The organism is Microcystis panniformis FACHB-1757, assembly GCF_001264245.1.
GTDB classification, from domain to species: domain Bacteria; phylum Cyanobacteriota; class Cyanobacteriia; order Cyanobacteriales; family Microcystaceae; genus Microcystis; species Microcystis panniformis.
The window spans coordinates 5,366,214-5,393,167 of record NZ_CP011339.1 but is presented as its reverse complement, the minus strand read 5'-3'; the positions used below and the strand labels follow the sequence as shown (position 1 = coordinate 5,393,167).

At 44.3% G+C, this 26,954-nt stretch carries 29 protein-coding genes and 6 pseudogenes; 9 read left to right on the top strand and 26 right to left on the bottom strand.

The annotated features are described in order from the left end of the window. The first annotated feature begins 21 nt into the window (after positions 1-21). Positions 22-162, top strand: a complete 141-nt coding sequence (locus tag VL20_RS31980; RefSeq protein ID WP_002760440.1) for a hypothetical protein — start codon at positions 22-24, stop codon at positions 160-162. A 153-nt stretch (positions 163-315) separates the two neighbouring features. Here the strand turns inward: VL20_RS31980 and recQ are convergent, their stop codons facing one another. The 8 genes and pseudogenes from recQ to der all read right to left on the bottom strand — a co-directional run. Then, a complete protein-coding gene (gene recQ / locus VL20_RS25380) occupies positions 316-2,427 on the bottom strand; it encodes a DNA helicase RecQ (protein ID WP_052278196.1) in 2,112 nt (703 codons plus the stop codon). Positions 2,428-2,535: 108 nt separating this feature from the next. Beyond that, positions 2,536-3,146 (bottom strand): annotated as a pseudogene (locus VL20_RS25375) (DUF3318 domain-containing protein). Between the two features lie 96 nt (positions 3,147-3,242). Beyond that, positions 3,243-3,365, bottom strand: a complete 123-nt coding sequence (locus VL20_RS33345; RefSeq protein WP_260441373.1) for a hypothetical protein — start codon at positions 3,363-3,365, stop codon at positions 3,243-3,245. A 58-nt stretch (positions 3,366-3,423) separates the two neighbouring features. After that, a complete protein-coding gene (locus tag VL20_RS30615; RefSeq protein WP_128575316.1) occupies positions 3,424-5,706 on the bottom strand; it encodes an Ig-like domain-containing protein in 2,283 nt (760 codons plus the stop codon). A gap of 323 nt (positions 5,707-6,029) precedes the next feature. Beyond that, positions 6,030-6,966, bottom strand: a pseudogene (locus VL20_RS25360) (IS110-like element ISMae40 family transposase). Between the two features lie 987 nt (positions 6,967-7,953). Next, a complete protein-coding gene (locus tag VL20_RS25355; protein WP_002797486.1) occupies positions 7,954-8,829 on the bottom strand; it encodes an energy-coupling factor transporter transmembrane component T family protein in 876 nt (291 codons plus the stop codon). Between the two features lie 3 nt (positions 8,830-8,832). After that, complete coding sequence (locus VL20_RS33340) at positions 8,833-9,084, bottom strand: hypothetical protein (protein WP_284525916.1); 252 nt, start codon at positions 9,082-9,084, stop codon at positions 8,833-8,835. Next, positions 9,063-10,190 (bottom strand): annotated as a pseudogene (der, locus tag VL20_RS25350) (ribosome biogenesis GTPase Der); the annotation flags it as partial. The gene VL20_RS33340 and the pseudogene der, both read right to left, overlap by 22 nt. 152 nt (positions 10,191-10,342) lie before the next feature. Between der and VL20_RS25345 the strand changes: the two are divergent. Continuing rightward, positions 10,343-10,594 (top strand): helix-turn-helix domain-containing protein, encoded by a 252-nt coding sequence (locus VL20_RS25345; RefSeq protein WP_002761350.1) that lies wholly within the window; start codon positions 10,343-10,345, stop codon positions 10,592-10,594. A 120-nt stretch (positions 10,595-10,714) separates the two neighbouring features. On the opposite strand, the gene psb35 is transcribed toward VL20_RS25345, so the two are convergent. From psb35 to VL20_RS25325, 4 genes and pseudogenes are all read right to left on the bottom strand, one after another. Next, positions 10,715-10,915 carry a photosystem II assembly protein Psb35 gene (gene psb35, locus VL20_RS25340; RefSeq protein WP_002761344.1) on the bottom strand — a complete coding sequence of 67 codons (201 nt, stop codon included), beginning with the start codon at positions 10,913-10,915 and terminating at the stop codon, positions 10,715-10,717. Between the two features lie 59 nt (positions 10,916-10,974). After that, on the bottom strand, positions 10,975-11,382 hold the full coding sequence (locus tag VL20_RS25335; RefSeq protein WP_128575315.1) for a gamma-glutamylcyclotransferase family protein: 408 nt from the start codon (positions 11,380-11,382) through the stop codon (positions 10,975-10,977). Further along, positions 11,379-12,403: pseudogene (locus VL20_RS25330) on the bottom strand (aldo/keto reductase). Before VL20_RS25330 ends, VL20_RS25335 begins: the two are co-directional and overlap by 4 nt. Before the next feature lie 379 nt (positions 12,404-12,782). Then, positions 12,783-14,879, bottom strand: coding sequence for a S8 family peptidase (locus tag VL20_RS25325; protein ID WP_052278194.1), 2,097 nt, complete (start codon positions 14,877-14,879; stop codon positions 12,783-12,785). A 67-nt stretch (positions 14,880-14,946) separates the two neighbouring features. On the opposite strand from VL20_RS25325, the gene VL20_RS25320 reads away from it, so the two are divergent. After that, positions 14,947-15,738 (top strand): Uma2 family endonuclease, encoded by a 792-nt coding sequence (locus tag VL20_RS25320; protein ID WP_052278193.1) that lies wholly within the window; start codon positions 14,947-14,949, stop codon positions 15,736-15,738. A gap of 10 nt (positions 15,739-15,748) precedes the next feature. Here VL20_RS25320 and VL20_RS25315 read toward each other — a convergent pair whose 3' ends face one another. From VL20_RS25315 to VL20_RS25285, 7 genes and pseudogenes are all read right to left on the bottom strand, one after another. Further along, complete coding sequence (locus tag VL20_RS25315; protein ID WP_052278192.1) at positions 15,749-15,976, bottom strand: cyanobactin biosynthesis PatC/TenC/TruC family protein; 228 nt, start codon at positions 15,974-15,976, stop codon at positions 15,749-15,751. A gap of 46 nt (positions 15,977-16,022) precedes the next feature. Further along, positions 16,023-16,280 carry a cyanobactin biosynthesis system PatB/AcyB/McaB family protein gene (locus tag VL20_RS25310; protein WP_052278191.1) on the bottom strand — a complete coding sequence of 86 codons (258 nt, stop codon included), beginning with the start codon at positions 16,278-16,280 and terminating at the stop codon, positions 16,023-16,025. 80 nt (positions 16,281-16,360) lie between these two features. Beyond that, a pseudogene (locus VL20_RS25305) lies at positions 16,361-18,303 on the bottom strand (S8 family peptidase). Between the two features lie 31 nt (positions 18,304-18,334). Continuing rightward, positions 18,335-18,904, bottom strand: coding sequence for a Uma2 family endonuclease (locus VL20_RS25300; RefSeq protein ID WP_052278190.1), 570 nt, complete (start codon positions 18,902-18,904; stop codon positions 18,335-18,337). 35 nt (positions 18,905-18,939) lie between these two features. Then, complete coding sequence (locus VL20_RS25295; protein WP_052278189.1) at positions 18,940-19,386, bottom strand: DUF29 domain-containing protein; 447 nt, start codon at positions 19,384-19,386, stop codon at positions 18,940-18,942. 42 nt (positions 19,387-19,428) lie between these two features. Then, on the bottom strand, positions 19,429-20,097 hold the full coding sequence (locus VL20_RS25290; RefSeq protein ID WP_052278188.1) for a Uma2 family endonuclease: 669 nt from the start codon (positions 20,095-20,097) through the stop codon (positions 19,429-19,431). Positions 20,098-20,105: 8 nt separating this feature from the next. Further along, a pseudogene (locus VL20_RS25285) lies at positions 20,106-20,426 on the bottom strand (DUF29 domain-containing protein); the annotation flags it as partial. 70 nt (positions 20,427-20,496) lie between these two features. Here VL20_RS25285 and VL20_RS30605 point away from each other — a divergent pair. The 3 genes from VL20_RS30605 to VL20_RS25275 all read left to right on the top strand — a co-directional run bounded on the left by VL20_RS30605 (position 20,497) and on the right by VL20_RS25275 (position 22,847). Beyond that, the gene (locus tag VL20_RS30605) at positions 20,497-20,757 is read left to right on the top strand and encodes a transposase (protein ID WP_128575314.1); all 261 of its coding nucleotides are present in this window, start codon (positions 20,497-20,499) and stop codon (positions 20,755-20,757) included. A 160-nt stretch (positions 20,758-20,917) separates the two neighbouring features. Beyond that, the gene (locus VL20_RS33335) at positions 20,918-21,085 is read left to right on the top strand and encodes a hypothetical protein (protein ID WP_221634766.1); all 168 of its coding nucleotides are present in this window, start codon (positions 20,918-20,920) and stop codon (positions 21,083-21,085) included. 433 nt (positions 21,086-21,518) lie between these two features. Next, entirely contained in the window at positions 21,519-22,847 is a 1,329-nt protein-coding gene (locus tag VL20_RS25275; protein WP_052275264.1) for a hypothetical protein, read from the top strand. Between the two features lie 130 nt (positions 22,848-22,977). Here VL20_RS25275 and VL20_RS30590 read toward each other — a convergent pair whose 3' ends face one another. The 3 genes from VL20_RS30590 to VL20_RS25265 form a co-directional block, all read right to left on the bottom strand. Beyond that, positions 22,978-23,139, bottom strand: coding sequence for an anacyclamide/piricyclamide family prenylated cyclic peptide (locus tag VL20_RS30590; RefSeq protein WP_128575313.1), 162 nt, complete (start codon positions 23,137-23,139; stop codon positions 22,978-22,980). Positions 23,140-23,333: 194 nt separating this feature from the next. Continuing rightward, entirely contained in the window at positions 23,334-23,630 is a 297-nt protein-coding gene (locus VL20_RS25270) for a type II toxin-antitoxin system RelE/ParE family toxin (RefSeq protein ID WP_004161278.1), read from the bottom strand. After that, the gene (locus VL20_RS25265; RefSeq protein WP_002802529.1) at positions 23,630-23,914 is read right to left on the bottom strand and encodes a ribbon-helix-helix domain-containing protein; all 285 of its coding nucleotides are present in this window, start codon (positions 23,912-23,914) and stop codon (positions 23,630-23,632) included. Before VL20_RS25265 ends, VL20_RS25270 begins: the two co-directional genes overlap by 1 nt. 120 nt (positions 23,915-24,034) lie before the next feature. Here VL20_RS25265 and VL20_RS31975 point away from each other — a divergent pair, with 120 nt between their 5' ends. Then, positions 24,035-24,172 (top strand): hypothetical protein, encoded by a 138-nt coding sequence (locus VL20_RS31975; protein ID WP_002802526.1) that lies wholly within the window; start codon positions 24,035-24,037, stop codon positions 24,170-24,172. Positions 24,173-24,205: 33 nt separating this feature from the next. On the opposite strand, the gene VL20_RS25260 is transcribed toward VL20_RS31975, so the two are convergent. Continuing rightward, positions 24,206-24,391: an anacyclamide/piricyclamide family prenylated cyclic peptide gene (locus VL20_RS25260; protein ID WP_002797460.1), complete on the bottom strand. Its 186-nt coding sequence runs from the start codon at positions 24,389-24,391 to the stop codon at positions 24,206-24,208. A 348-nt stretch (positions 24,392-24,739) separates the two neighbouring features. Between VL20_RS25260 and VL20_RS25255 the strand changes: the two genes are divergently transcribed. Both VL20_RS25255 and VL20_RS25250 read left to right on the top strand, forming a co-directional pair. Continuing rightward, positions 24,740-24,925, top strand: a complete 186-nt coding sequence (locus VL20_RS25255; protein ID WP_039900533.1) for a type II toxin-antitoxin system HicA family toxin — start codon at positions 24,740-24,742, stop codon at positions 24,923-24,925. Beyond that, positions 24,912-25,145, top strand: a complete 234-nt coding sequence (locus tag VL20_RS25250; RefSeq protein ID WP_002797455.1) for a type II toxin-antitoxin system HicB family antitoxin — start codon at positions 24,912-24,914, stop codon at positions 25,143-25,145. The genes VL20_RS25255 and VL20_RS25250 overlap by 14 nt, the downstream gene beginning before the upstream one ends. Before the next feature lie 47 nt (positions 25,146-25,192). Here the strand turns inward: VL20_RS25250 and VL20_RS25245 are convergent, their stop codons facing one another. Genes VL20_RS25245 through VL20_RS25230 form a run of 3 tightly spaced genes read right to left on the bottom strand, consistent with a single transcriptional unit; the run spans position 25,193 to position 26,887 of the window. Continuing rightward, a complete protein-coding gene (locus VL20_RS25245) occupies positions 25,193-25,519 on the bottom strand; it encodes a DUF2887 domain-containing protein (RefSeq protein WP_128575312.1) in 327 nt (108 codons plus the stop codon). Positions 25,520-25,525: 6 nt separating this feature from the next. Then, positions 25,526-25,984 carry a DUF2887 domain-containing protein gene (locus VL20_RS25240; RefSeq protein WP_128575311.1) on the bottom strand — a complete coding sequence of 153 codons (459 nt, stop codon included), beginning with the start codon at positions 25,982-25,984 and terminating at the stop codon, positions 25,526-25,528. Between the two features lie 6 nt (positions 25,985-25,990). Further along, positions 25,991-26,887 carry an Rpn family recombination-promoting nuclease/putative transposase gene (locus VL20_RS25230; RefSeq protein WP_052278187.1) on the bottom strand — a complete coding sequence of 299 codons (897 nt, stop codon included), beginning with the start codon at positions 26,885-26,887 and terminating at the stop codon, positions 25,991-25,993. Positions 26,888-26,954: the final 67 nt, after the last annotated feature.

Sequence of the window (26,954 nt, the reverse complement as noted above, 5' to 3'; positions counted from 1 at the left end):
AGGAAATTATCGGTTAATTATATGAATTCTGCTAAAATTATCGCCATTATCACGGGAGCGATTTCGATTTTAATCGCCGTTGCCTATTTAATCCTAGTTCAGATTCTTGACTTTCGTAGCGAGATGATTCCCGCTCCCCTAGAAGTTATTTTTCCCGGATGATAAAAATCGGGGTTTAAAATGTTTCAACCCCGAAAAAAAGCAATTTTTGAGCGGATTAACCCACTGGTTGTAATACTAAATCCGGTTATTAAAAACTGATTATCTATTATAGCTTTTAAAGTGGAGGGTTGCATCAAAAGAGTTGCTCTGGCCTTATTGCCGGGGTCGTCTTTGCCAAGCAACAACTAATTTAATTTCCTCATAACTATAATTATCTCCCAGATTTTCTTTGAGAGTTTTCAGGGATTGATCACCCACTTTTTTAATCGCTAAACGAATATATTCCTGTTTATTTTTAGAGACTAACTGATTAATATCAATTTCGTAACCCGCTTCCAGCAATTTAGCTAAATGTTCATAGATGGTTGAGACTTTTAAGCTTCTTTTGCGAGCGATTTCTTCCGCATTCAAACCATCTTGATAGTATTGGAGAGTGAGGAATTGAGTAGAGGGAAGACTATCCTGACAAAAATCATTAATTGCCGCTATAAATATATCACCATACTGCTGCACTTTGCTTTGTACTACTCCAGAAATTTGACGAAACTCCCCTAAACTCCGGGGTTTTGATTGAGCCATCAAACGCAGACTAGAATCATGAAAAATAACGTAGGGAGGAACCCCTTGACTATCGGCAATTTTTTTCCGCAGTTGTCGCAAGCGCTCGAATAATAAATCACTTTCCAGCGTATTGGGATTGTCGTCTCCCAAGATTTGACCGTTAGCTTTTTGGGGGACAGCAATAAACACGGAACGTTGTTTCCGCATCACTTCCCAACTGTTTTGATTAAGTTTCAAGATTCTAAAATTGTCTTCAGTTTCTACCAGTAGATTTTGCTGGACAAGGGAACGACTTAAACGTTTCCACTCCCCGACAGTTTTATCTTTACCGATGCCATAAGTAGATAATAAATGATGTTGATATTGGGTGATTCTTTCACCTTTTCCTCCCCTCAGCACGTTGATTATGTGCATCATACCGAATTTTTGTCCCGTCCGCGCCACACAGGATAAAAATTTTTGTGCCTCGATTGTCCAATCCTCGGAATTGTTACCATTCCGACAGTTATCACAGTTACCACAGTTACCTGAAAAACTTTCGCCAAAGTAGCCTAGTACACTCGATCTTCTGCATTCAGTCCCTTCGGCATAATCTAACACCTGTCGCAATTGTTGACGAGCTTTCTGTTGTTCATTTTGCTCGGTTTTTTGGTTAATAAAATACTCAATTTTTCTGGCATCTGCAAAGCTAAAAAAGAGGGTACATTTAGCCGGTTCTCCGTCCCTACCGGCGCGGCCCGATTCTTGATAATATCCCTCTAAATTGCGGGGTAAATCATAATGAACGACAAAGCGCACATCTGGTTTATTAATCCCCATACCGAAGGCAATTGTTGCCACCATAATCTGCACATCATCCCGAATAAAACGGGTTTGATTTTCGCTTCTTTCCCGATCATCCATACCGGCGTGATAGGGTAGGGCATCAATACCATCTTTTTGTAACTGTTCGGCAACTTTATCGACGGTTTTCCGGCTGATACAGTAAACTATTCCTGATCCTTTTTGTCCTTTAATATATTGATACAATTGCTGATAAGATTTACTGGTTTTAGATCGAACTTCATAATAAAGATTAGGACGATTAAAACTAGCAATATGAATGGAAGTATCTCGCAATCCTAATTGTTGGATAATATCTTCCCTAACCTGTTGGGTAGCGGTGGCAGTTAAAGCCAGAATTGGTGCAGAGGGAAAGCGTTGACGAACTTGTTTAATTTGTCGATATTCAGGGCGAAAATCATGACCCCAATCGGAGACACAGTGAGCTTCATCTACCGCTAAACAGGCTAAACCAAGGTAATTATCAATAACAGCTAAAAAATCTAAAAAACTAGGCGATAATAATCTTTCTGGCGCGACATATAACAGTTTAATTTTTCCTTGCAGGATTAAAGATTCTCTTTCTCTGACTTGTTTAGCATTTAAAGTGCTATTGAGAAATGTTGCCCCGATGCCATTATCAGCTAAAGCAGTTACTTGATCCTGCATTAAAGCAATTAGGGGAGAAACCACCACCGTCACCCCTTTTTTGATTAAAGCAGGTAGCTGAAAACAGAGAGATTTACCGCCTCCAGTGGGCATAATTACTAATAAATCCTGATTATTTAAAGCAGCCTCAATTATTTGGCGTTGATTCGGTCGAAATTGATCGTAGCCAAAGTGATATTTTAAGACTTTTTCTAAAGAGTCAATTGCAGCCATTGAGCAAGGGGAAAGATATTTTTATAGTAGTTATTTTAAGGTTAGGGATTTAAGTAGTCAGTGATCGGTAATCAGTAAAAAGAAAGCTGATAGCCAAAACAACTGACCCTAGGATTGTCTCACCTGATCGGGAACACCAACAAAGGAGAGATTGGCTAATTTTTTCAGATTTTGACAGCGCAATAACTCGTTAAAATTGAGACTCGATCGCCCTTCAATTTCAGCTATAGTCTCAATAGCCGATAATAAACTTTTAGCGGCCTCGGTTTCCGTGTAACCGCGTCTAACAGCCACTTTTAGGGCTGCTTCATCCGCATCTAATTCCCGTTGGGGGCTGCGTTTTTCCCGCCAAATCCGGTTAATTGCCAAGGCAGTTAAACCCCCGCTACTGCCATACCGACGGCATCGGTTTGCAGGGTTTCCACGGTTAAACCGATCATACCAGCCAGAGCAATTACTCGATCGAGATCGGGTTTAAACCATTTTACTGCCGTTAAAACACAGACAGCCCTTAACAAGACTAAATCCCGTTGGGGTCTTGATAATTGCCGCCAGAGGTCAAAATTAATTGGAATCGGTCTGACTCCTCTTTGCCAGGGCAGGGGAAAATTAGTTTCGATTACCTTGGTGCTTTCGGGTTTGCTGACAATGCGCGTCATCATCCGTCCCGAAGCAGGCATGAGGTCTAGTAAATGACTAATCTCGTTGTCTTGGTTCATCGATCGCTGGTCAATAGTCTTCGATCATTGAGTATAATCGCTTTCTGAGTTAATATCTCTTTTCCGACAATTTTCTCAACGAAACCGCGCGAGTCCCTACCGTTCGGCTTTGAGGGGTTCGATGTCCCGAAAATCGCCAATAAATTCTACGGACTGGCTAAGGACTGGCTCAAAACCAGAGCCGGTAAGCAGGTGCAGAGCAGAAGAAGTTAAGAACATTCCCCGCAATAATGGCCAGCAGGGGCCGGAGAAATAAGGCGGGGAATGCCTGCTTGAGCTAGAGCGCCTGGAACAGCACTTTGGTGTCGGAGAGGGTGGGGGTGAGAGTTCCGGTCAACGTGACAATCGCCAACGGACTGAAGGTTGATCCCGCAGAGCCATCGGCATCGTAGGAGAGTACCCCGCCGCTGTAGGTGAGGTAACCGCCAGCAATTGCACCGGTGTAGGTTGTGGTTCCCAAAGCCCCGCTACCCAAGGCTGTGAAGGCGCTGGCACCGGTTATATCGAACACGATGGTGTCGTTGAAACCGGTGATCACATCCTGCTGGTCGTAGATGCTCAGAAACCGGAAGGTGTCGCCGCCGCCACCGGTGAGGGAATCGTTGCCGAACCCGCCGACGATGGTGTCAATACCATTACCACCATTGATGGTATCATTGCCAGATCCGCCGTAGATCAGATCAAAGCCGCCGAGTCCGATGATGTTGTCGTTGCCGGTGCCGCCGCTGATAATGTCGGCGCCGGTGCCGCCGTTGATGGTGTCATTGCCGTCGCCGCCATTGATGGTGTCGTTGCCGTCGATGCCGCTAAGGTTGTCGTTACCATTTGATCCAGTGATGAAATCCGCGCCAAGTGTACCTGAGCCAATCACACTGTCGCCTCCAGACGGCCCATCATTCGGGTCAGGACCGCCGCCCACGGTCAGGGCGATGTTGGCCGAATTGGCAACACCCTGGTTGCCAAGTATATCGAAATAGTCGTTGGACACCGCCACTGTTCCCGTTGGCGACTGGAAGTCAGTCGCGGTGAAGGTGGCGGTGTAGCTGCTGCCGCTGCCAGTGAAGTTGCTCAACACCCCGTTGGCTAGGGTGACATTACTGGCCGTGAAACTTACGGCTTCGCTGAACTGGAAGGTAACTGTAGTGCTAAAGTTCTGGCCAGTGAGCGGTGAGTTGTCGAAGGTGATGCCCACGGTCGGATTAAGTGTATCAATCGTCACCGTATCCGTACCCGCTCCACCATTGTTACCGACAAGATCACTGTAGCTATCGGCTGCCACGGACACCGAGCCAATGGTTTCCACCCCATCGTCGGCCGTGAAGATGGCCGTATAGCTGTTGCCATCCACCTGGGTGAAGTCGCTCAGGGTTCCGCCGCTGATGTTCACATCACTGTTGTCAAAACCGGTGACATCTTCGCTGAATTCAAAGGTAACGAGAGAACTGTTAGTTCCGTCGTTCAAGGAAGCATCAACGATATCGACTGCAAGGGTCGGATTTTTGGTATCAATCGTCACCGTATCCGAGCCGGCTCCACCATTGTTACCGACAAGATCACTGTAGCTATCGGCTGCCACGGACACCGAGCCAATGGTTTCCACCCCATCATCGGCCGTGAAGATGGCCGTATAGCTGTTGCCATCCACCTGGGTGAAGTCGCTCAGGGTTCCGCCGCTGACGCTCACATCACCGTCGGCAAAACCGGTGACATCTTCGCTGAATTCAAAGGTAACGAGAGAACTGTTAGTTCCGTCGTTCAAGGAAGCATCAACGATATCGACTGCAAGGGTCGGATTTTTGGTATCAATCGTCACCGTATCCGAGCCGGCTCCACCATTGTTACCGACAAGATCACTGTAGCTATCGGCTGCCACGGACACCGAGCCAATGGTTTCCACCCCATCATCGGCCGTGAAGATGGCCGTATAGCTGTTGCCATCCACCTGGGTGAAGTCGCTCAGGGTTCCGCCGCTGACGCTCACATCACCGTCGGCAAAACCGGTGACATCTTCGCTGAACTCAAAGGTAACGAGAGAACTATTAGTTCCATCGTTCAAGGAAGCATCAACGATATCGACCGTCACTGTGGGTGGGGTATTGTCGTAGGGAACGAAAACAAATTGTCCATCTACCGCCTTGATACCGTCGGTGCCGTTGACGCTTGTGGCTCTGACACCAAGGGTGACAACACCCCCCGCCAACAGCGCTTCGATCTCTACCCCTTGATCCTTGCTGTAGCTGTAAGTGTAGGTATTACCCGCAGTAAGAAGACTGCTGCCATTATGCTCCGTTCCCGTTAACCCCGTATCGGAAATCTTGTCGTATCCATCCCAGACGATACCAGTCCCATTCATATTGAGACTGTTGTCAGCCTTGGAAAGAACTATATTGCCATCCGCGTTGCTATCGCCATTAGACCACCACAACGCGTTGAGATCCATCGACCCCTTCTTCATATCAACAGTCCACTGATTTGTGACCGTGTTGTAAGAAGCGGTGAACCAGAGAGCCTGGGTAGTGTCGCCGTATTCCCAGGTGTAAGTGCCTTCCTGCAATGCCATGATCAAGACTCCCAATCAACAATTCTATACATACGGCGGCTTCAGGCTTAGTCTGGTACATCTTCTAAGTGGAAATGCTTATTCAATAAGGATTTATCGGTGCCACACGGATAGAGGAACCGCCGTATGTAAATGGTAACAGATTATGTAACGTATGTAACCATTTAGGGGGGCTACGGACTCAACCCAACAAAAAGGGGTTGTAGCGATTGTCTTAAAAGTCAAGGGGAATAAAGAAAATCTTTTGTACCCCAAATAGGCAAGACAAAGTAACGGCACCAGTCATCCGTTTTGTCAGCGATGAAATTGTTCGGAAAACTGGACTAAGCGGGTGCTTGCCAGCATTTATTATCACGAATCATGGCATTGAGGATAACCAGCAATTTCCTCATACAGGCAACTAAGGCCACCTTTTTCAACTTGCCATTGGTCAACAACCGTTCGTAGAACTTCCGAATCACCGGGTTATGACGAATGGCTACCAATGTGGCCATGTACAAGCCACAGCGAACCGAGGTGCGTCCCCCCGAAATCATGCGTTTACCCTTGTGCTGGCCACTATCGTGGTTGATAGGAGCGACCCCGACCAGCCGGGCAATCTGTTTTTCGCCAGAGTGTTCCCATCTCGGGTAATTCCGCCAAACATAGGGCAGATGAAACTTTGCCGATCCCTTTAACGGATTGTAAGATTTCATTTTTGCCTTGCCAATCGGCTTGCTGTTGGGCGAGGGACTGAATCTGCTCGTTGAGGCTTTCAATACGCTGTTGGATTTCCTCAATATGGGCTTTGATATCTAGTTGCACCGTCTCAGACGCACGACTGAGGCGGTTTTTCTCCGCCACCTGCATCTCCACCAACTGCTGTCGTCGTCGTACTAGGTCGCTCAATTGTTGGGCTTGGGGGGCAACCACGGGTTGGGGTTGGGGTTGCACGGCTCGTGCGAATTGAGCGATTACCTGTGCGTCCAATTTGTCCGTTTTTGCTTTCCCCAATGCCGTCGCAAACCCTTTGACCTTGCGGGGGTTGGCGATCGCTACCGGTATGGTGGCGGCTTGTAAGCCCGATACGAGTGCGCGCTCTAATCCACCCGTCGATTCCACCACCACCAAACTCGGTGAGAGAGGATGTAATTGTTCAATCAGCGATTGAACGCCAACGTCGCTGTTGGGTTGTTGCAAGGTCAGACCTTGCGGCAACACGTAGATATCTAGAACCTCTTTACTGACATCGATCCCTACCCATGTTTTTTCTTCTGTCATCGTTTATGCTGGGGTTAAGTTATTTTGTCCCTTTGGTAACTCGTCCTTGCGAAGACGAGGTTAATCCTAAGGGCGATTGTTCGAGCTTGTCTCCTCGGGATGACGGCGTGGCTCCGGTGGCTACCCAACGGTGTCAAGCACCTCGGTTGAACTGGATGTCCACGCCCTTTTTCAGAATATAGGCACCCAAGCTACAAAGCGGTATTTTTTACCTAGGTTGGGACGGGTTGCCTACTTCTCAAGATACAAGGTTGGGTTGAAGCATGAAACCCAACTATAGTACGCTTGGATTGACCCAAGGAAACCCCACAAAAGGTCAGGAGAAGCGATCGCCGATTCCGACGGATTTAGGTGTTGGCTGTTGGGTTCCGCTTTCCTCTAAAATTGAGAGGTTTTCTTTAACCCATTGATTCGCTCAACCCAACCTACGAACTGAAATGTTGGGTTTCGCTTTCCTCTAAAATTGAGAGGTTTTCTTTAACCTATTGATTCGCTCAACCCAACCTACGGACTTCCTTGAAAAATCCCAACTTAGTAGATTTAGAAAAATGAGATGCACCCTGCCAAATGCCAAATCTTATCATACCTCATCTCTATAAGAAACGCCGTAACTTACTCTTATAAGTAATACTTTTTATCTGTTTAAATATCTATCTTTAGTAGGAAATTGGCGAGTGAGAAGTGGAAAGTGGGGAGTTTTTTGCTGTGAACAGTAATCAGTGAGGTTCTTCGGTTTGTCTTATGCAACGGACAGGGTTATAAGAAATGAAACTCTTATAGAGAAAGACATTTGGCGATTTTTGTCAATTGTTTTCTAGAGCGAACTAATCAAGTAAATCCCTTGCCAGATAAAGATTTAGTCGATTTATGCCACCCGATCGAACCAGACCAAGTAACGAAGAACTATCAGGTGAAAAGACAGTAGGAAACTTCTATTTAATACTGCACACTTAAAACTCAAATCTGATAACTGATCACTGATAACTGCTATAAACCCCCCCAAACTAATCGGGCTGCCCAAAAGGGAATTAACAAAAATAAAGCGATCAAATCAGCCCATCTTAACTTTAATTCGTGCCAGCGTACTTGATGCTGATTGGGACTGGTAAAACCGCGAACCTCCATAGCGATCGCTATTTGTTCGGCGCGCAAAAGCAAATTATCTAGTAATTTTTCCACTACTGTTAACCAGACGTTTAAACTCTTTTTAATCCCTAATTTTTGCCAATCGATCGCCCTAGTTCTCACTGCCCTAGCTAGATTTTGCACTTCTTCTAAAACCAGGGGAATAAAGCGCAAAGAGAGGGTCAGAGTCAGAGAAATTTCCGTCACCGGCACATTAAATCGCCGTAAAGGACTCATTAAATTCTCTAAACCTTCGGTAATTTCTTCCGGGGCCGTCGTCAATAAAAAGAGATTAGTGCTATAAATTAAAGTAAAAACTAAGGTACTAATTCTCACTGCTAATTCCAAAGAACGTCGGGTAACAAATAAACGACCTCTATCCCATAAAACATACTGATAATCACTTGCTGGCGGTAAATTCAGCCCTTCATCCGGTAAACGCGGCTGAATACTCACCCCTAAACCATCGGGAGTGATAGCAGTAATCAGAAAGACGATAATCGCTAAAAATATCAGCCAGCCCATCTGTTGCCGCCAGACGCGGGGGGGAATAGGAGCTAACAGGGTTAAAAACATTAACAATCCCACCAAAGCTAAACGCCACCAAGGATTAGCTAATAAAGGTGCTGCTAAAAAAGCCATTAACCAGATAAATTTTACCCGCGCATCTAGTTGATGTAGTCGGGTAATCGGTTGATCGAGATAAAGACCGATGGGCAAACTTCGCAATAAATCCATAAATTAGACCTTGGTGGCTCTATTAACCGTTTTTTCCACTTCTCGCGCCGGTTTGCCGCGCCAGATTAAGCGGATCGGGGTTCCTTTAAAGCCTAACTGTTGCCGGAATTGCCCTTCGATGTAACGGCGATAGTTATCATTAAAGCGCTGGGGATCGTTAACGAAAAGGGCGATCGTGGGGGGTTGACTCGATACTTGCGTGCCATAGTATAGTTTCCCCTGTTTTCCGCCCCTGGTGGTGGGGGATTGTGCCACTTAACCGCCTCTTCGATCACATCGTTGATTACCGAGGTACTGACGCGACGACGGTGAGATTCGGCGGCAATATCGACTAATTCGAGGATTTTGGTGACTCTTTGCCCCGTCATGGCGCTGACAAAGATCATTTCTGCCCAATCCATAAAATACAGCCGATCTTGGAGCATTTTGGTGTAAGTATTGATGGTGTAGGTGTCTTTCTCCACCGCATCCCATTTATTGACTACTAGCACCACCGCGCGCCCTTCTTCAATAATTCGTCCCGCTAATTTTAAATCCTGTTCGGTGACACCATCTAGCACATCGATGACGAATAGCACCACGTCAGACCGGCGAATTGCCTTAAAAGCACGGTTAATACTGAAAAATTCGGCTCCATAGTCCACATTCTTCTTACGGCGAATGCCAGCGGTGTCAATTAACCGATAAACCTGTCCTTCTCGTTCAATTAAAGTATCGATCGAGTCTCTGGTGGTTCCCGAAATCGGACTAACGATCGCCCGTTGTTGTCCGGTTAAAGCATTGAGGAGACTGGATTTACCCACGTTAGGACGACCGATAATTGCCACTTTAATCTCTTCATTTTCGGGAATTGCCGCCGCAGGTGGCAAATATTTAATCACCGCATCGAGTAGTTCACCTGTACCAGAACCGTGAATGGCCGAGATGGGGAAGGGTTCACCGATGGCTAATTCCCAGAATTCCGTCGCTTGCAGGATACCCTGTTCCACCGATTCACATTTATTGACGGCCAAAAGTATCGGGACATTTTGCTGTCGTAACCAAGCGGCAATTTCTCGATCGCCGGCGGTAATTCCCCCTTGCCCATCGACGACAAAAATCGCCACACTTGCCTCTGCTAGGGCGATTAAAGCCTGTTCGCGGATTAAAGGGAGAAATTCGCTGTCATCGTTAAAAACTAGCCCCCCTGTATCGACAATTTGAAAATCTCGATCGCACCAGAAAGCTGGTTGATAGGTGCGATCTCTGGTAATCCCGGGTTGATCGAAAACGATCGCCTGTTGATCTCCAGCGATACGATTGACGAGGGTGGATTTGCCCACATTGGGACGACCGATAATAGCGACGACAGGCAGTTTCATAAGAGGAGGAGGGGACGGAAATTAAAGACCCAATATTCTATCATAGCGATTTGCGATCGACCTTGGTTGATTTATCTGTTTCTGTTCGGCACTGAGACATTGAATACTTTAGTCTGTAGAACTTTGGTATACAAAAGACTAGAATTCTGCCTATGCAATCTGGTCAACTAGAGCAAATTTTAGGACGAGAGCTACAGCGTTATCGCCAAGAAAAAGGGTGGTCGCAAGAGTATTTGGCGGAAGTAACAGGTCTGCATAGAACTTACATTAGTCAACTAGAGCGAGGATTAAAAAGTCCATCGGTGAGAGTGCTTAGTCATATTACTAATGCTTTAGGTCTGAGGATGAGTGAATTTTTGTATTCCGTAGAGGAATCCCTAAGTGTTAACGAACGACGAGACTAAAAGACTAAAGCAGGCCATTCTAGCCGCAATTGCCTCACCATTGATTGGCTCGATCGAGGATTATAACTGTTGAGAAGGGAGAAAAAGCTGACGGCTAAAATAACTGATCACTGCCTTTTTCTAGGATTGAGAATCAGAATCCACCTCTGTCTTCACTTCAGGGACAATATCGGGTCTTTGGGCATCTTCCCAACCGACCGGGCGTTTAGAATTGTACCAAGCGATCGAACCGATGGTGACAGCAGCGAGAAAACCGACCACATAAACTGCCACGAAATAAACGGGGAATTTGCCACTGGCCACTTCTAGGAGTAGATACATAATTTTTTCACGATTAAGCTTTTAATTTGTATATCTTAACAGAATCGGCCCCCTCATCCCTATTCTCGATCGCTACTGGTCCACCAACCGGAAGGCAGCCAAATACCGCCATGAAAAGCTATTTTTGCCGGTGTCATCATATATCCCCAAGCTTCGCCGATTAATTCTCGCTCTAGATTATAAATAGGAATTCTGCGACGCTGATACTCGTTTTCTTCTGGATCTCTGCCGGGTTGATAATCTTCCAAACCATCCAAAAGCCCAATATCATAATCTGCGTTAAAAGTCAATAAAATTCCCTTCACCCAGCCATCCCCCTCGGTCAGTCCGGGATAACCGAGGGCGGTAAGATGGTATAAATACCCCTTTGTGTAGGCGGTTTTAGAGTTGATCACTTTTCCCGCACAGTAGGCAGAATAGTTACTCTCCTTAGGTTTTAGTGTTCCATAAACAAAAACTTCCATCATCGGTCCAATTGTGCCGCTACTCCTCCCAATAGGATATCGCCAACAAATTGACTGGCTAAAAGTTCGTGGGGAAAACCAAGGGAAATGGCGCTGATATTATCGAGTCGTTGCAGCTGTTCCCCAGTCAGGTTAAAGTCCACACAGGCTAAATTATCCTGCAATTGGGACAATTTTCGAGCGCCAATGATAGGAATTACGGCGTTAGGCCGATTTCTTAGCCAATTTAATGCCACTTGTGCCGGTGATTTCTCAATTTCTCTGGCAATCTCTAGGACAGTCTCGGCAATTTTTAAATCGCGATCAAAAATTTGAAAAGGTTGGTCGGTCATGCTTAAACGTCCATCGACGGGGTTGGGTTGATTATATTTTCCCGTTAAAACTCCTCCTCCCAGGGGACTCCAAGCTGTCACCCCGATATTTAATGCTTTGGCCATGGGCAATAATTCCCGTTCGGGGTGCGTTCCTTGAGAGAATATTCTATTTGTAGTCCGATAAAGGGTGTCCATCCCCGTAGGGTGGCCAGGGTGTTCCCTTGGGAGACAATCCAAGCAGGACTGTCAGAAATGCCGATATAAAGCACTTTTCCCATCCTGACCAAATCATCGAAAGCGCGCATCACTTCTTCGATAGGAGTGAGAGAGTCCCAAAGATGAAGCCAGAGTAAATCGATGTAATCAGTACCTAAACGCTTTAAACTAGCTTCTACCGCTTGAAAGAGGTTTTTTCGATGATTTCCGCAAGCATTGACATCGCCGGGGCGCGTGTTGAGAGAATATTTCGTGGCGATTACCCATTTTTCTCGATCGCCCTTGACAAATTCCCCCACTAATGTTTCACTGGTTCCGTTAGTGTAGAGATTAGCGGTATCGAGAAAATTGCCGCCCGCTTCCGCAAAAGCCCGAAAAACCGCCCGACTTTCCTCTTTATCCGACCCCCAACCCCAATCTTGCCCGAATGTCATCGTTCCTAGACATAGTTCGGAAACTCGCAGACCACTATTACCTAAAAGTTTGTAACGCATAATTAACTAAAATTTTGAATAAGAAGTTAATTATAATTGAATTTGATCGACATTTTTGCTAAGTACATTTGGTGCAATTTTGAAAAGTTAACCCTGGCCTTATTGGTTAATCAATTTTGCTTAGGTACTTAAGTAGGTAGGTGTTAAAAGTTGTCAGATCCCCCCTTATCAAGGGGGGCAGGGGGATCCCCCGCCTATCGGCACCCCCCTTATCAAGGGGGGCAGGGGGATCAGAGGCAAAATCTATCTTCAATTTAATTATAACTAAGTACCTAGGCAAAATTATTTACACATGACGATCATTGCCCCGTAGGGGTTTTAGCTCGATCGGGCAGGTAATTAATTTTGCATGACTACTTACTTACTTAGCAGACTCAGGCTATTTAGAAACAGCCCAAGAACGCACTTCACCTAAAGTTACAGGGGTGCGATCGCTAACATCAATGGTAAAGCGAAAAACTCGTTTGGCCCGCAGACCATTTTCGGGATCGAAGAATTTTAATTTCACATCCCAGCATTCACTTCCATAGCGACAGAAGGGGCTTTTTTCCACTTCAATACTGTGTAATTCCATTCCCATTGCTACTGCCTGGGAGAAGGTTTGTACCGCTTGAAAAGCGTTAGTAGCGGCAAAATTTAAAGCGCGATCCCGGGCGATTTGTCCGACGTTGCGTAAGTCATAATAAATGCGATTTAAGAAACTGGTTAGAGAACGCCGCATCCTCGCTTCATCGGCGATTTCATGTTCCGTGCGAACAGTTTCTATGGCTGATTCAATCAAAGTATTAACTTTCCAGCCATACATTCCTCGCGGACTATTAACTTTAATGACGGGAACAATTTGACCAGAAAAAAGTCTCACGGTTTCCTCAGTAAGAAGACCGGGGATACTCACCCTTTCAATATAATCTTCGTCTGCTTCTGGCAATATTTGACCCGCTAACATATATTGCATGACTTGATAAATCTCAGCGGCGAAGGCTCCCACTGGTTTAATTGCATAGATGGGAGTTAGTTCTAAATTGACTGTCCAAATTAAAGACTTAGTTTCTGATAAATTACTTTCTAAATAATCTACCATTTGCCGCGCATCGTAGGGATTGGATGGTAATTCAAGATTATCGATCGTGATGGTTGGCATTAACTGTTTAAAGGTATCCCGACGCGCTTCTGTGCCGAAATCATAGCCTAAAGTTCCTAACACATAAACGAGGTTTGAACGTTGACTAGGAACGACACTATTAAAGACAATATTTTTATTTGTTTGATTATTTTGTATTAATCCGGTTGAGGAAACATTTTCTGAAGCATTGCTAGGAGCGATCACCGGTTCTAGTGTCGCTGCTGTTGGGGTGGTTACAATTGTTCCCTGAGTCGCCATCTCGGTTGTATTGGATGGGATAACCGAGGTGGTCACTGTCATCGGAATTACCGCCGATTCTATGATATTATTCGACGAATTGTTATCCGCTTCAACAGTTTGTAATTTCTCTCCCGTCAGCAGTTCATAAGCACCCGCAATATTGATTTTTCCTAATAAACAGCGTTCCGGTTCTTCTACTTCCTTAGGATCGCAAGGGATGGCACTATTAATTAAGGCGGCTCTTACTGCTTCTGCGTCGGGAGATAACCCCTGTTCTAATTGCAAACTCATTAATAAAGCGGCTGTTCCTGTCACAATGGGAGCGGCGCAGCTAGTCCCTTTTTTGCGGATGGGGTCATCGGTTCCGGGTTGAGCGCCTAAAATATTCTCTCCTGGAGCGAGAATCCCTTGCGTTGCATATTTACCGCCAAAATTACTAAATTTAAATGGCTCACCTGTATCTTTCATTGCTCCTACTGTCAGGACATTTTCTAATACCGCAGGAACGCACCAACACTCTCCTTTATCATTACCTCCGGGGGCAATCACCAGGATATTATTAGCTTGAGCTTGACGAATTGCTTTATCAATAAATTCGTGCGCTAATCCGCTTTGAGTTGGGTGACAAGCGGCACAATGGATAATATTAACTCCCTGTTCAATAGCGGTACTAATTGCGCGAGAAAGATTGAGAGGATTAATAAAATCTTCGTTGCTATAGGCGATGGGAATATTAATTACAGTAGCCTGAGGAGCAATCCCTTCTACGGGTGAATCTGGCTGGCCACAAATGGTGCTGATAATATGGTTAGCATGGAAGCGCAAATGCAAACTGTGGAGGATGTTTTCATCAGGGATAGCTTCTTTGAACAGATACTCTTTTTCTTCATCACTTTTGTCACTTTTTTCTATATCTAAAAAGGCTTGTAAGTGTTGGGGATCGATGGGAAATTCTTCCGACCAATAGGGATCAAGGCGGGTAATATTTGCTCCTTGGAAACAGGCGCGATCTAAGTCAATCGGTCCATCAAGAACGGCAATTTTGATGCGGGGATCGCCTTTGGTATGGGAGCGAAGAGCAGTCATTCCGGGGATAGCATTGAGATCAGGCATAGTTTTTGCAGGTTTTCAAGAACAGTTATAGAATAAAAGCTAGATAACAAAAATAGGGGAATTAAAGATGAGTGCAATCACCCCAACGGCACAACCCGCAACCACAATTCAGGAACCTTCGACCACGGTTTATTGCGATTCCCCTTTACCCGACCACACCCAACTCCCGGATAAAGATGGAAGTTTTGTGAAAAACTATCAAGAGCCTCCCCAAGCAGACCTTTTAACGGATACTATTACACCCCTTTTAGAACAATTACATCCTGACGGTAATTACTGTCTGGGTCGAGATTGTGGGATTTATTGGCGATTGCCAGAGCATCCAGAATCCCTAGAAAAAGGTGCTGTTGCTCCCGATTGGTTTTATGTTCCCCATGTCCCCACGACTATTGATGGTCAAGTCCGGCGTTCTTTTGTGATGTGGAAAGAAACCATTGAACCGGTCATTGCCTTAGAATTTGTCTCAGGTAATGGTGAAGAAGAACGGGATAAAACGCCTGTTAAGGGTAAATTTTGGATCTATGAGCGAGCGATTCAAATTCCTTTTTATGGAATTTATGAAGTTAACAAGGCCCAGATCGAGATGTACCAGTTAGTTAATGGTCGTTACCAAAAAATGACTCCTAATCAGCGCGGTCATTATACCATTGTTCCTTTAAAGGTAGAGTTAGGAATTTGGCAGGGGGAATACCAAAATCAATCCTTTCCCTGGCTTCGCTGGTGGGATGGGGAAGGTAACTTGTTGTTAACTTCCCAGGAATCTACTCAACAGGAACGACAACGAGCCGAACAGGAACGACAACGAGCCGATCGCCTAGCGGAACAGTTAAGGGCCTTGGGGATAGAACCTGAAGATTAATGGAAAGTGTTTAACACCAAATTCGACCCCGACGAAACGGCGGATCATTGGGATTCGCCTTGCGATCTTTGAACATGGTTTTCCAGCGTCCGTAATCTTCTAAACCAGTGGCGGGAACGTATTTAGCTTTAGGTTGAGTTGTTTCTGGTTGCTCAATCTTGGGTTTTTCCGTGGTTGGTTGGTCAACATTCGCAGCAGCGGGTGTTGATTCTGGCGCACCTTTAGGTTTACTAGCCATTGTTTGATTTCCTCCAGTGTTTTTTACTAGGTTTTAGAAGTCGATACTAATAACGAAAACCGCCAAAAGAGGACATTTTCAGATAGCCATAGTGAGGGTATTGAAACTGAGCCGGATCATTGTAGTTAGCTCCATGAACTAACTTAACTAAGATAGATACCAAGTCTTCGCCATCTCCATGAATAATATCGACGCATTCATGGGGATGAATGAAATGGGGTCGTTTGACGGGAGCAGATTGTTTGGGAAGTCTCACGGTTGTTTTGGGGTAAATAATGGGGGTAGGGGCGAAGCATTCGGGCATAACCTATCGCTGAAACCTTAGATTTCCTATCCGAATGCTTCGCCCGTACTTGAAGTCAGAAGTCAGCGCAGGGGAGAGGACTAATAAGGAGAAGACCAGGAACGCACTTCGCCCAAAGTAACAGGAATTAAATCACTCACATCTATTGTAAACCGGAAGATTTTACGAGCGCGGCGGCTATTTTCCGGGTCGAAGAATTTTAACTGTACGTCCCAGCAATCGCTATCCATCCGACAGAAAGGACTCTTAGAAACGTTAATACTGTCGAGTTCCATCCCGCACCCACAGCCTCAGAGAAAGTTTGCGCTGCTTGGAAAGCGTTGGTCGCGGCAAAATTGAGGGCGCGGTCTTGGGAAGTTTGCCCTAAATTGCGTAAATCGTAGTAGATGCGGTTGAGGAAACTACTCAAAGTGCGACGCATTTGGCTTTCTTGGGCTTCTGTTTGTTCTGCACCAACGGCTTCTATTGCCGCACTGACTAAAGTATTGATGTGCCAACCATAAATTCCCCGGGGGCTATCCGGTTCAATGACGGGAACAACTTGTCCTGAGAACAGGCGTACTGTCCGCCCAGTAATCCGTCCCGGAATGCTAACACGCTGGATATATTCGGGGCTGTCTTCTGCTTGCACTTGTCCTGAAAGAAGTTCCTGTAAAGCCGCATAAACTTCCCGGGAAAAAGAGCCAAGGGGTTCAATGGCGTAAATTGGCGTAAGTTCCAGATTCAGGGTCCAGATTAAGGATTTAGCCTCCGAGAGGTGGTCAGCTAGGTAATCCACCATCTGACGGGCATCGTAGGGATTAGAGGGAACTTCAATACCACCAATTACCGCTGTCGGCATCAGTTGTTTAAATGTGTCCCGACGGGCTTCGGTGCCGAAGTCATAGCCCAAGGTGCCAATGGCATAGACGATGCCACCAGCAGGTTCAGCAGCTTGGCTAGGGGTAACAGGTTTATTAGTAGTTTCGGGCATGGATACTCCTTGAGAGGTGGTGACAGGATTGGGAATTTGGGCGACGGGGATTACCGGTTCGCTAGTTGCGGCACTCAGTTCGAGGTTTTGGCGTTGAGCCTCAGGGGTTTCCGGCGTACCACCGCAGCCACAGCCTGATGCTTCTACTGTTGCTTGGGTTTCCACAGATTCGGACATGGTTTCTCCTGTTAGTTGTTTAATTGCCCCAGAAATGTTCAATACTCCGGCTAAACATTTTGGTTCATTTTCGCTGTCTGCATATTGGCAGGGGAGGCCGCTTTTTAGTATTGCCTCCCGGACTGCGTGAGGATTGGGAGTTTCTCCTCGCTGCACCTGCAAGCTGAGTAATAAGGCGGCTACTCCGGCGACAATGGGCGCGGCGAAGCTGGTTCCACTCAGTTGCACAGTCCCGCCGCCCGGTTTTGCCCCTAAGATGTTTTCTCCAGGGGCAAGGATGCCTTGGCTTTGGTAGGTTTCCCCCCAATTACTAAAGTCGAGGGGATGGCCTCTAGCATCAACCGCACCCACCGCGAGGACGGCGGGAAGGGCCGCTGGAACTTGGAGGCATTCACAGCCATCATTGCCGGCAGCGGCAACGAGAAGAATATTTCTCTCGTTACACATCTCGACGGCACGAATTAGCCAGTCTTCGGCTTCTCCCATATCGGTGAGGGCCCCGCCGCTAATATTAATCACTTTTGCGCCATTTTCGGCGGCTTGTTCAATCGCCCTCGCTAAATCGAGTTGGGAGAGTTTGCGGTTATCGTCAGCGAAGACGGGGACGAGTAGGCCTCGACACTGGGGGGCAATTCCAGGGATTTCGCTGTTGGGTTGTCCGAAGATGAGGCTGGCAATATGGGTTCCGTGAGTGGACATTTGCCCCGCGTTGGCTTGATGCTGGACGAGGGTGGATAAACGGGTTAGGTCTGCCCCATTAAAGCAGGGATGGTCGGTATCAACTACACCATCGAGAATGGCGACGGTTATTTCTGCTGCGCCTTTGGTTTGTTTTTGTAGTTCTTTTAATCCCGGAATAGTTAAGACGTTCATCTTTTTTTAATTCTTGGGTTAACCGATAAAATTAATAATTAAATACATCACAAACCTTTAAGTTTAATTCTTTGAATCTGGGAGATTTTACTAGGTCATCATTGCTAAAATTACCAACCTGTGTGTAAGCATTTCCTCTTAATTCTAAGACTAAAATAGTTTGAGTTTGAGGATCAACTATCCAGTATTCAGGAATCCCACAATCTTGATATTGGCTTCTTTTGGCGATGTAATCTCTCTCTCTTTGGATTTCCCCCGGACTAACCACTTCAATGACTAATAAGGGGGGTGCCATGGAAAGAAGAATCGTATTTCTCTGGGAGAGTAATTGAATATGTTTTTCTCGAATAATGGTTAGGTCAGGATAACGGTTTTTCGGTTCGCCTCTCACTTCTAATTCTAAACCATGTCCTCTGACTCTATCTGTTCCTAGCATCAAAGCAAAGACTAGAAAAAGACGATTAGCAATTTGAAAGTTAAGTCCTGATTCTGGTGGCATTTCTACCAATTCTCCGTTAAATAATTCATAAGATTCCTCTGAATTATCCTCATATTGTAGATATTCAGCGAAGGTTTGAAAGCGGGGTTTTGTGGTTAACATAATTTCTTCATCTCTTTTTGTTGTTTAATTAATTTTTATGGCAACCAATCGCGATCTAGTAATTGTTCTAGTGAGTAAGGACATTGAGAGGGAAAAATCATAGTATTCGCTGTTTTGATTTTGACGAAACCTAACGCATCTTCATAAACATAGTTTAATTCTTCTTCTAAATAATTACGGAGATTAGCCGTCATTTTTCGCCTTAATTGAGTCCGAAAATTATAGATTTCTTCCTGCCAATTAATTGTATTATATTCTGTTTCTTTTGTCCAGTATTGCAGTAATAATAAATGGCGGATAACCTGTTCTAAAAGACTGGCTACCGCATTTTTCTTTTCTTTGCCCAAATCCTCTAATTCCTCGATTAAATGTTCTAAGTCTAGCTGTTGAAATTGATGATTTCTAAGCAAGCTAATGGTTTCTCCTAGCCATTGAGAGTCATCAAGCTCATAGAGTTGTTTTAATTGATGAACACCTAGCATAATTGATTATCTCCGTCTTGATTTTGTTTAATTTAGATTACTCTAACTAGATTGATGTTTGAGCGTAGCTATTCCTAATTGCAAAACCTCTAAAACCTTGGCTAAATCACCGGCTAATAAGGCATCTGTATCTAACCATAACCCAGGGAAGATCTGGGAACAAATTATCCCTTCTGAGTTCGGTTCAAGTTTAATATATTCTTCATTTGTTAATCTAAACCAATCAAATTCTCCATCTTCAACTCGCCAGACTAGATATTCTTGCACTTGGTTACGGCGATAAACATTAAGTTTTTGATGTAAGTCAAGGGAGACTGTACTCGCTGCAATTTCGACGATTAACTCTGGCGCACCTTCGACATAACCATCCTCACTAATCGTTGATTGTCCACCATTTTTAATTCTTAATAGTGCATCGGGTTGAGGTTCATTGTCAGTATCAAGACGAACCGTACAATTATCACCTAATTCGGTTCCTGGTGTACTTGACCAATAGTTACCTAGCCAAGTAATAATACGCGCATGAGGGTTGCCATGATTCGTAATTCTTAGGGGAGAAGCCATAATATAAACAATTCCTTCAATGAGTTCTGCTTTTTTTAGATTTGGCATAGCCTTATATCTACGCTCAAATTCACGACGAGTAAGCTTATCCCCATTTTCTAGGCGTGGAATGGTTAATTGAGGAGAAATTGTTGTAGTTGCTATCATCTAGGGATTTCCTCTAAATAGTTGCGGAGATTGGTCGTCATCTCTCGCTTTAATTGAGTACGGAAGTTATAAATTTCTTCCTGCCAATTAATTGTATTATATTCTGTTTCTTTTGTCCAGTATTGTAGTAATAATAAATGGCGGATAACCTGTTCTAAAAGACTGGCTACCGCATTTTTCTTTTCTTTGCCCAAATCCTCTAATTCCTCGATTAAATGTTCTAAGTCTAGCTGTTGAAATTGATGATTTCTAAGCAAGCTAATGGTTTCTCCTAGCCATTGAGAGTCATCAAGCTCATAGAGTTGTTTTAAGGCGTGAATACTTTGCATTATTGATGGTCTCCATTAGCAGTTTTGTAGTTTTAGCAACTATCATAAATTTCAAATTTCGCTTAAGAATATGTCAAGAAAACCTCGAAATCTTCAAGCTGGTTATTCCTACCACGTCACCACACGCTGCAATAACCGAGAGTTCAAACTATCCAAGCGGGAATGCCTGGAGGTATTTCTTTATGCCATCAAGAAGGCTTTAGAAAAACACCAGTTTAAGCTTTATGCTCTCTGTATCATGTCTAATCATGTCCATTATCTGATCGAACCTGCCCAACCAGAAGATTTACCCAAAATTATGCACTTTCTCAACTGGTACAAGGCGATGTGATCCCCGCCTTCGGCTTCCCCCCTTATCAAGGGGGGCTAGGGGGGATCGCACAGGACACTTTTGGGAAAAGCGGTATTTTTGCGATGGTTTCCCTCCTTCAGATAGAGAAAGGGCGTTAAATACCTTACGTTACATTCACGGCAACCCGAAAGCCGCCAAAATGCGTTCTGGTTTCTTCTACGATTTCAGTAACTACGGTAGTTATGAACGTTTAACCGATGATGGATTAACTCAATGGCATCCTGCTGGCTCTTCTGGTTTCTGTGTGGAAACGAGGTCTATACCGATAGAATATCCGCAAAATAGTCCTAAAAGTTTTGCCCAATAAGCACTTCAGGGTTCCATAAGCAAAAATTATCACACAAAGTCGAGAAGAGCCTCCTGCTTTTCTTAAACTGGGTGACAGCTTAGAAGAATGTGCCAGAAAGTACAAAGGCTTTTGCCAGAAATACAAACCCAAGGAGAAGAAGACCCCAACCCGATGCCATTGGGGTAGTAAGCTGTTGGCTGGGGTTCATCTATCAGAAAAAGGCTCTACCACCAACCCCAAAAAATCTAAGTCTCGTCTTGTTCAACCCCCGTGCCAGGTATCCGAAAGCCCTGAATTAACTAGGGTTATACGTCAATTCATTGAGGCAAACCGTGCGCCCTGGCAAGGAGAACAGCAATTCCAAATTCAAACGGTAGTGTAGGATACAGAATTGATTTCGCTTCTGTCCCTCAAAATAGAGTGAACGAGTTGCCCATTGGGTTTTGCAGGAATGGAAGTCCAAGATTTGAGTTTTATAGGGATGCTGAGCTACTTCCACAGGGCTATCGCTGGCATGGTTGACCCGCGCAGTGCTAGCAATGCTACTCGCTACAGTCTAAAAGACGCGGTCTTGGGGGCATTTGCTAGCTTCTTTATGCAAAATGAATCCTTTCTAGAATATCAGCGTCAATTGAATAGTCGTTGTGGACGAGATAATGCTCAAAGTCTGTTTGGTCTGGTTAATATCCCGACCATAGAACAGATAAAGAATATTCTCGATAGAATAGCCGCAAAGCCTCTTTTTTCACCGTTCAAATGGATTTATCAAGGTCTGAGAGAACAAGGCTATTTGAGGCTGTTTACAGCCTTGGATGGCAACTTACTCGTCGCCCTAGATGGGACTCAGTACTATGATTCAGAGAAAATTAGTTGTCCTTGTTGCTCAACCCGCACCTCGAAACAGGGGAAGGTAACTTATCACCATCAAGCTATTTTGCCTGTAATTGTCTCTCCTGACCAAAAATCGGTCATTTCCTTGCCACCAGAATTTATCACTCCTCAAGATGGCAGTGAGAAACAAGACTGTGAGCAAAACGCGGCAAAACGCTGGATAGCGAGCCATGCGTCCTGGTTTGAAGGCCAGCCCATCACCCTCTTAGGCGACGACCTCTATAGTCGCCAACCGATGGCTGAATATTGTTTGGAACACCATTTCAACTTTATCTTTGTCTGTTTACCGTCCTCCCATCCGACTCTCTATGAGTGGGTTTCTTTCCTGGAGGCTAATCAAGAAGTCAAAACCACTCAACAGCGACGTTGGAATGGGCGATACTTTGAAATTTGGGACTATCGTTATCTCAATCAAGTCCCCCTGCGCGAACAACAACCCGCCTTACTGGTCAATTGGTGTGAGGTGACCGTTAAGCGCGAGTCGGATGGTCAACTTCTCTATCGCAATAGCTGGATTACTAACCACGACCTGACTCCCCAACGGGTCATTCTGGTCTGCGCTGCTGGACGGAGCCGTTGGCGAACCGAAAATGAGAATCACAATGTGCTCAAAACTCGGGGCTATCATTTGGAGCATAATTTTGGACATGGTCAGCAACATTTGTCCTCTTTTCTGTTGACCCTCAATCTCCTGGCTTTCTTATTTCATACTGTTCTGCATCTAGTCGATGAACGCTATCAACGGGCTCGGATGCAAAGGGGGACTCGCAGAGGCTTTTTTAACGATGTTCTTTGCTTAACCAAGTATCTGCTGTTTGAAGGCTGGCACCACCTTTTAGACTTTATGCTCGATGAGGCCATCCCTGTTACTCGCGTTAATTCTTCTTGATTTTGGATGGGGAGCTACAGGGCAAAAGCGTTTTGTATTCTGTATTCCTTGCTACATTCTGAATTTGGAATTGCTGCAAGGAGAAAAAGACTTTTGACATTTTTTGAGGTTCGTGCTAGAATCGGGGGGACTACTCTGCGTCGTCTCCCGCAAAAGGATTCAAGGAGCCTTTCCTCATATCGGAATGCCAGGCATATCGGGGAGCGATCGCATTGCCATCACGAGAGACGGTAGCGGTATTTTCCCGTTGCACAGGAGCAGCATTGCGGGGTGTCAGTTTTTTAGTTTTCATGGGGTAAGTCCTCCATTATTATTGTTTGTTCCAGTAGTACTACTTTTTTTCTGCCGAGTCAATAGTTTTTAAGTGAATTTGTGTTAAGTTTTTGTTAAGCTTAGATCAGCTTAAATTTCCCCAAAGAAAACCCCCACCAGATGCTATTGGGGAACGGGGAAAAATGATCCCCTTAGATGGATGCGATCGCTTTCTTAATCAACATCAAACATAGCATCTAAATCTCTATATCCACTGACTACTCTTGCGATTTCAATTCCGTTTTCAAGAGGGAAATAAAATATCAGATAATCTTCTACTGGAAAACTTCGTAAACTAGGGATTAACTCATCGCGCCTACGTCCCAGATTGGGGAATTTAGCTAATTTTTTACAAGCCTGTTGGATTTTTTCTTTTAAAATTCTAGCAGCTTGCGGATTTTTCCCAGCCAAGTAACTATTAACTTGCTTTAAATCCAATCTAGCTGAGGGTGAGAAAATAATCTTTGACATTATTTCTGACTCATCGGGAAACCCTTAGCCTCTATTTGTTGTAAATCCTCTTCTAATTCTGAAAAAACCTCTTCGGCATTAATTCCTTCCTGTCGTCTTAATTCCTCAACGCCAATCATAACTTCCCGTTTCAATTCTTCAAATCTTCCTCGGTAAATTCTGTCTCTTTCTGCCAATAAACTCAATCCCTCTTGAATAACGGCTAAATCATCTTGATATTTTCCTGTTTTAATTTGTTGAGCAATCAAATCTTCTATTTCTGGTGTCAGTTGGATAGTGTTCATCGCTTCTCCTGATTACCTTTATATCATCCTAATCGAGTATTATAGCGCAGACTTTTTAGCATCTTATATTTTTAACAGATTTTCGGGTTTATCTCCCTGAATCTAAGTCTTCTAGCACCCGTGAGTCAAGGAAAAGGGGAACCGAGAAGAGCAAAAACCTGTACTCCCCTGCTCCCTCTCTCCCCTGACCCCTTGCTTCTCCACCGTCAATTACAAGGAAGCAACCGTGCGCCTTGGCAAGGAGAAAAAGACTTTTGACCTGATTTGAGGTTCGTGCTAGAATCGGGCAGATTACTCTGCGTCGTCTCCCGCAAACGGCAGTTCGTACCACTCTTTACAATTTCCCTCCCCATCCTCTTGCACACAAAAAGTTCCCCAATCAAGTTGAATGATCGCATTACCATCGCGAGAGACGGTAGCGGTATTTTTCCGTTGCACAGGAGCAGCATTGCGGGGTGTCAGTTTTTTGGTTTTCATGGGGTAAATCCTCCAATGATGTTAATTAATTTAATTAAGCGGCCTTGACATCTTCTCGTCAATAGTTTTCCGTGAAGTTTTTGTGAAGTTTTGTGAAGTTTAGATCTGATCAGCTTAAATTTCCCGAAGAAAATTCTCTGGTGAATCAAGGAAAAGGGGTACCCAGAAGATAAACAACCTCTGCTCCCCTGCTCCCCCTCTCCTCTGCTCCCGGTGCTTCTCCAGTAACCGCTCAATGCTCGAAATCTTTATATAATAAGAATTATACAAGACTTGTCACACCCCCCAGCAAATTACCTGATCGATCAAATCTTGACTGATGCCAAAAAAATCAGAGAATTGAAACAAATGCTCAAAAAAGCTGGATTTATTGATTTTCCGGGAAAAGGCAGTCACAACCATTGGTTACACCCTCTATATGCAGGGAAAATCACTCTCTCGGGAAAAGACGGAGCGGATGCTAAACGTTACCAAGAACAAGAAGTCAAAAATGCCATTGAAGAGGTCAGGAGAAAAGAAGATGAAAAAACTTAAATATAGAATAGTGATTCAGTGGTCTGATGAAGACAATTGTTATCTAGTTGGCTTACCCGACTTTCCAGGTCAAAAATGGCGAACTCATGGTAATACTTATGCTGAATCAGTGAAAAATGCTGAAGAAGTCCTAGAATCTCTGATGGAACTTTATCAGAAATTAGGAGAATCTTTACCTGAGCCTGAAATAAATAAAAAGAGAGAAATTTTGCAAAAATAAACCTTGATAAGGGAATTGATGATCATCGCATTGGTAGCCAAAAAGTTTTAATTGTTTTGATTGGCAATAAATTGACAAACAATCTCAACTCTTAGATTTAATTCCCGCGCAATTTGTTCTTCGTTAAGTCCCAACTTAACCAGAAGAGGAATTGTTTCAAGTTTTCCTTCTTCCTTAGCTTCTTGATAAAACTTGGTTTGTTTCCATTCAGTGAGATTAAACATGGCTTCTAACTCCTGGCGACTTTTCTGAGGAAATTTGTAGATAATAATCTTCTCGATTAACTCGATAACATTTCTTTGAGTGTTAGGGTCAATAATCTGTCGGCGGGTTTGCTCAATCAAGGATTGAAACTGTTCGGGTAAATTAGCCAAAAAGTTTTAGTTGTTCTGATTGGCAATAAATTGACGAACAATCTCAATTTTTATATTTAATTCCCGCGCAATTTGTTCTTCGTTAAGTCCCAACCTAATCAGAAGAGGAATTGTTTCCAATTTACCTTCAAGTTTTCCTTCAAGTTTCCCTTCAATTTTTCCTTCAATCTTCCCTTCAATTTTCCCTTCAATCTTCCCTTCAAGTTTCCCTTCAAGTTTCCCTTCAAGTTTCCCTTCAAGTTTCCCTTCAAGTTTTCCTTCTTCCTTAGCTTCTTGATAAAACTTGGTTTGTTTCCATTCAGTGAGATTAAACATGGCTTCTAACTCCTGGCGACTTTTCTGAGGAAATTTGTAGATAATAATCTTCTCGATTAACTCGATAACATTTCTTTGAGTGTTAGGGTCAATAATCTGTCGGCGGGTTTGCTCAATCAAGGATTGAACCTGTTCGGGTAAATTAGCCAAAAAGTTTTAGTTGTTCTGATTGGCAATAAATTGACGAACAATCTCAATTTTTATATTTAATTCCCGCGCAATTTGTTCTTCGTTAAGTCCCAACCTAATCAGAAGAGGAATTGTTTCCAATTTACCTTCAAGTTTTCCTTCAAGTTTCCCTTCAATTTTTCCTTCAATCTTCCCTTCAATTTTCCCTTCAATCTTCCCTTCAAGTTTCCCTTCAAGTTTCCCTTCAAGTTTCCCTTCAATTTTTCCTTCTTCCTTAGCTTCTTGATAAAACTTGGTTTGTTTCCATTCAGTGAGATTAAACATGGCTTCTAACTCCTGGCGACTTTTCTGAGGAAATTTGTAGATAATAATCTTCTCGATTAACTCGATAACATTTCTTTGAGTGTTAGGGTCAATAATCTGTCGGCGGGTTTGCTCAATCAAGGATTGAACCTGTTCGGGTGCTTTTTTCCCACTGATGAGGATAAACTGGAGGATACTTATCCCCAGAGAGGGAGGAGATTCAGCCTCGATTTCATCGAGATATATTCGTTGGATCCGCTCTAAGTTTAGCAAATTTTGGTAAGCGATGGGAAACCCAATGTCCAAGCGGCGCTTTCCCCACAGAATAACGGGACAGCAGGTGCGTTCCGGCTTATACTGCTTGAGATACAGGAAGAGCTGAGTCATAAATCGCCAATAAAAATCCTCGTCTTTTTGAAATTGAACTTCGACAAAGTAAAGCGGATAATCCGGGTGGTCAGCATCGGGAATAAATACGCCATCGAGCCGGAAAGCCAATTCTTTGATTTCGATTGACTTGAATTGATAATTTTGCGCTAGATTCGGAGATTCCCCCAGCAGTTGAAAGAGAAGTTCGGGAAAGACTTGAAATAGGGTATAAAAGATTTTATCGGTTTTCATTACTCCTTCTTTGGTCGTCAAGTCAATAGTCTTTTTATGAATTTGTGTGAAGTTTTTGTTAAATTTA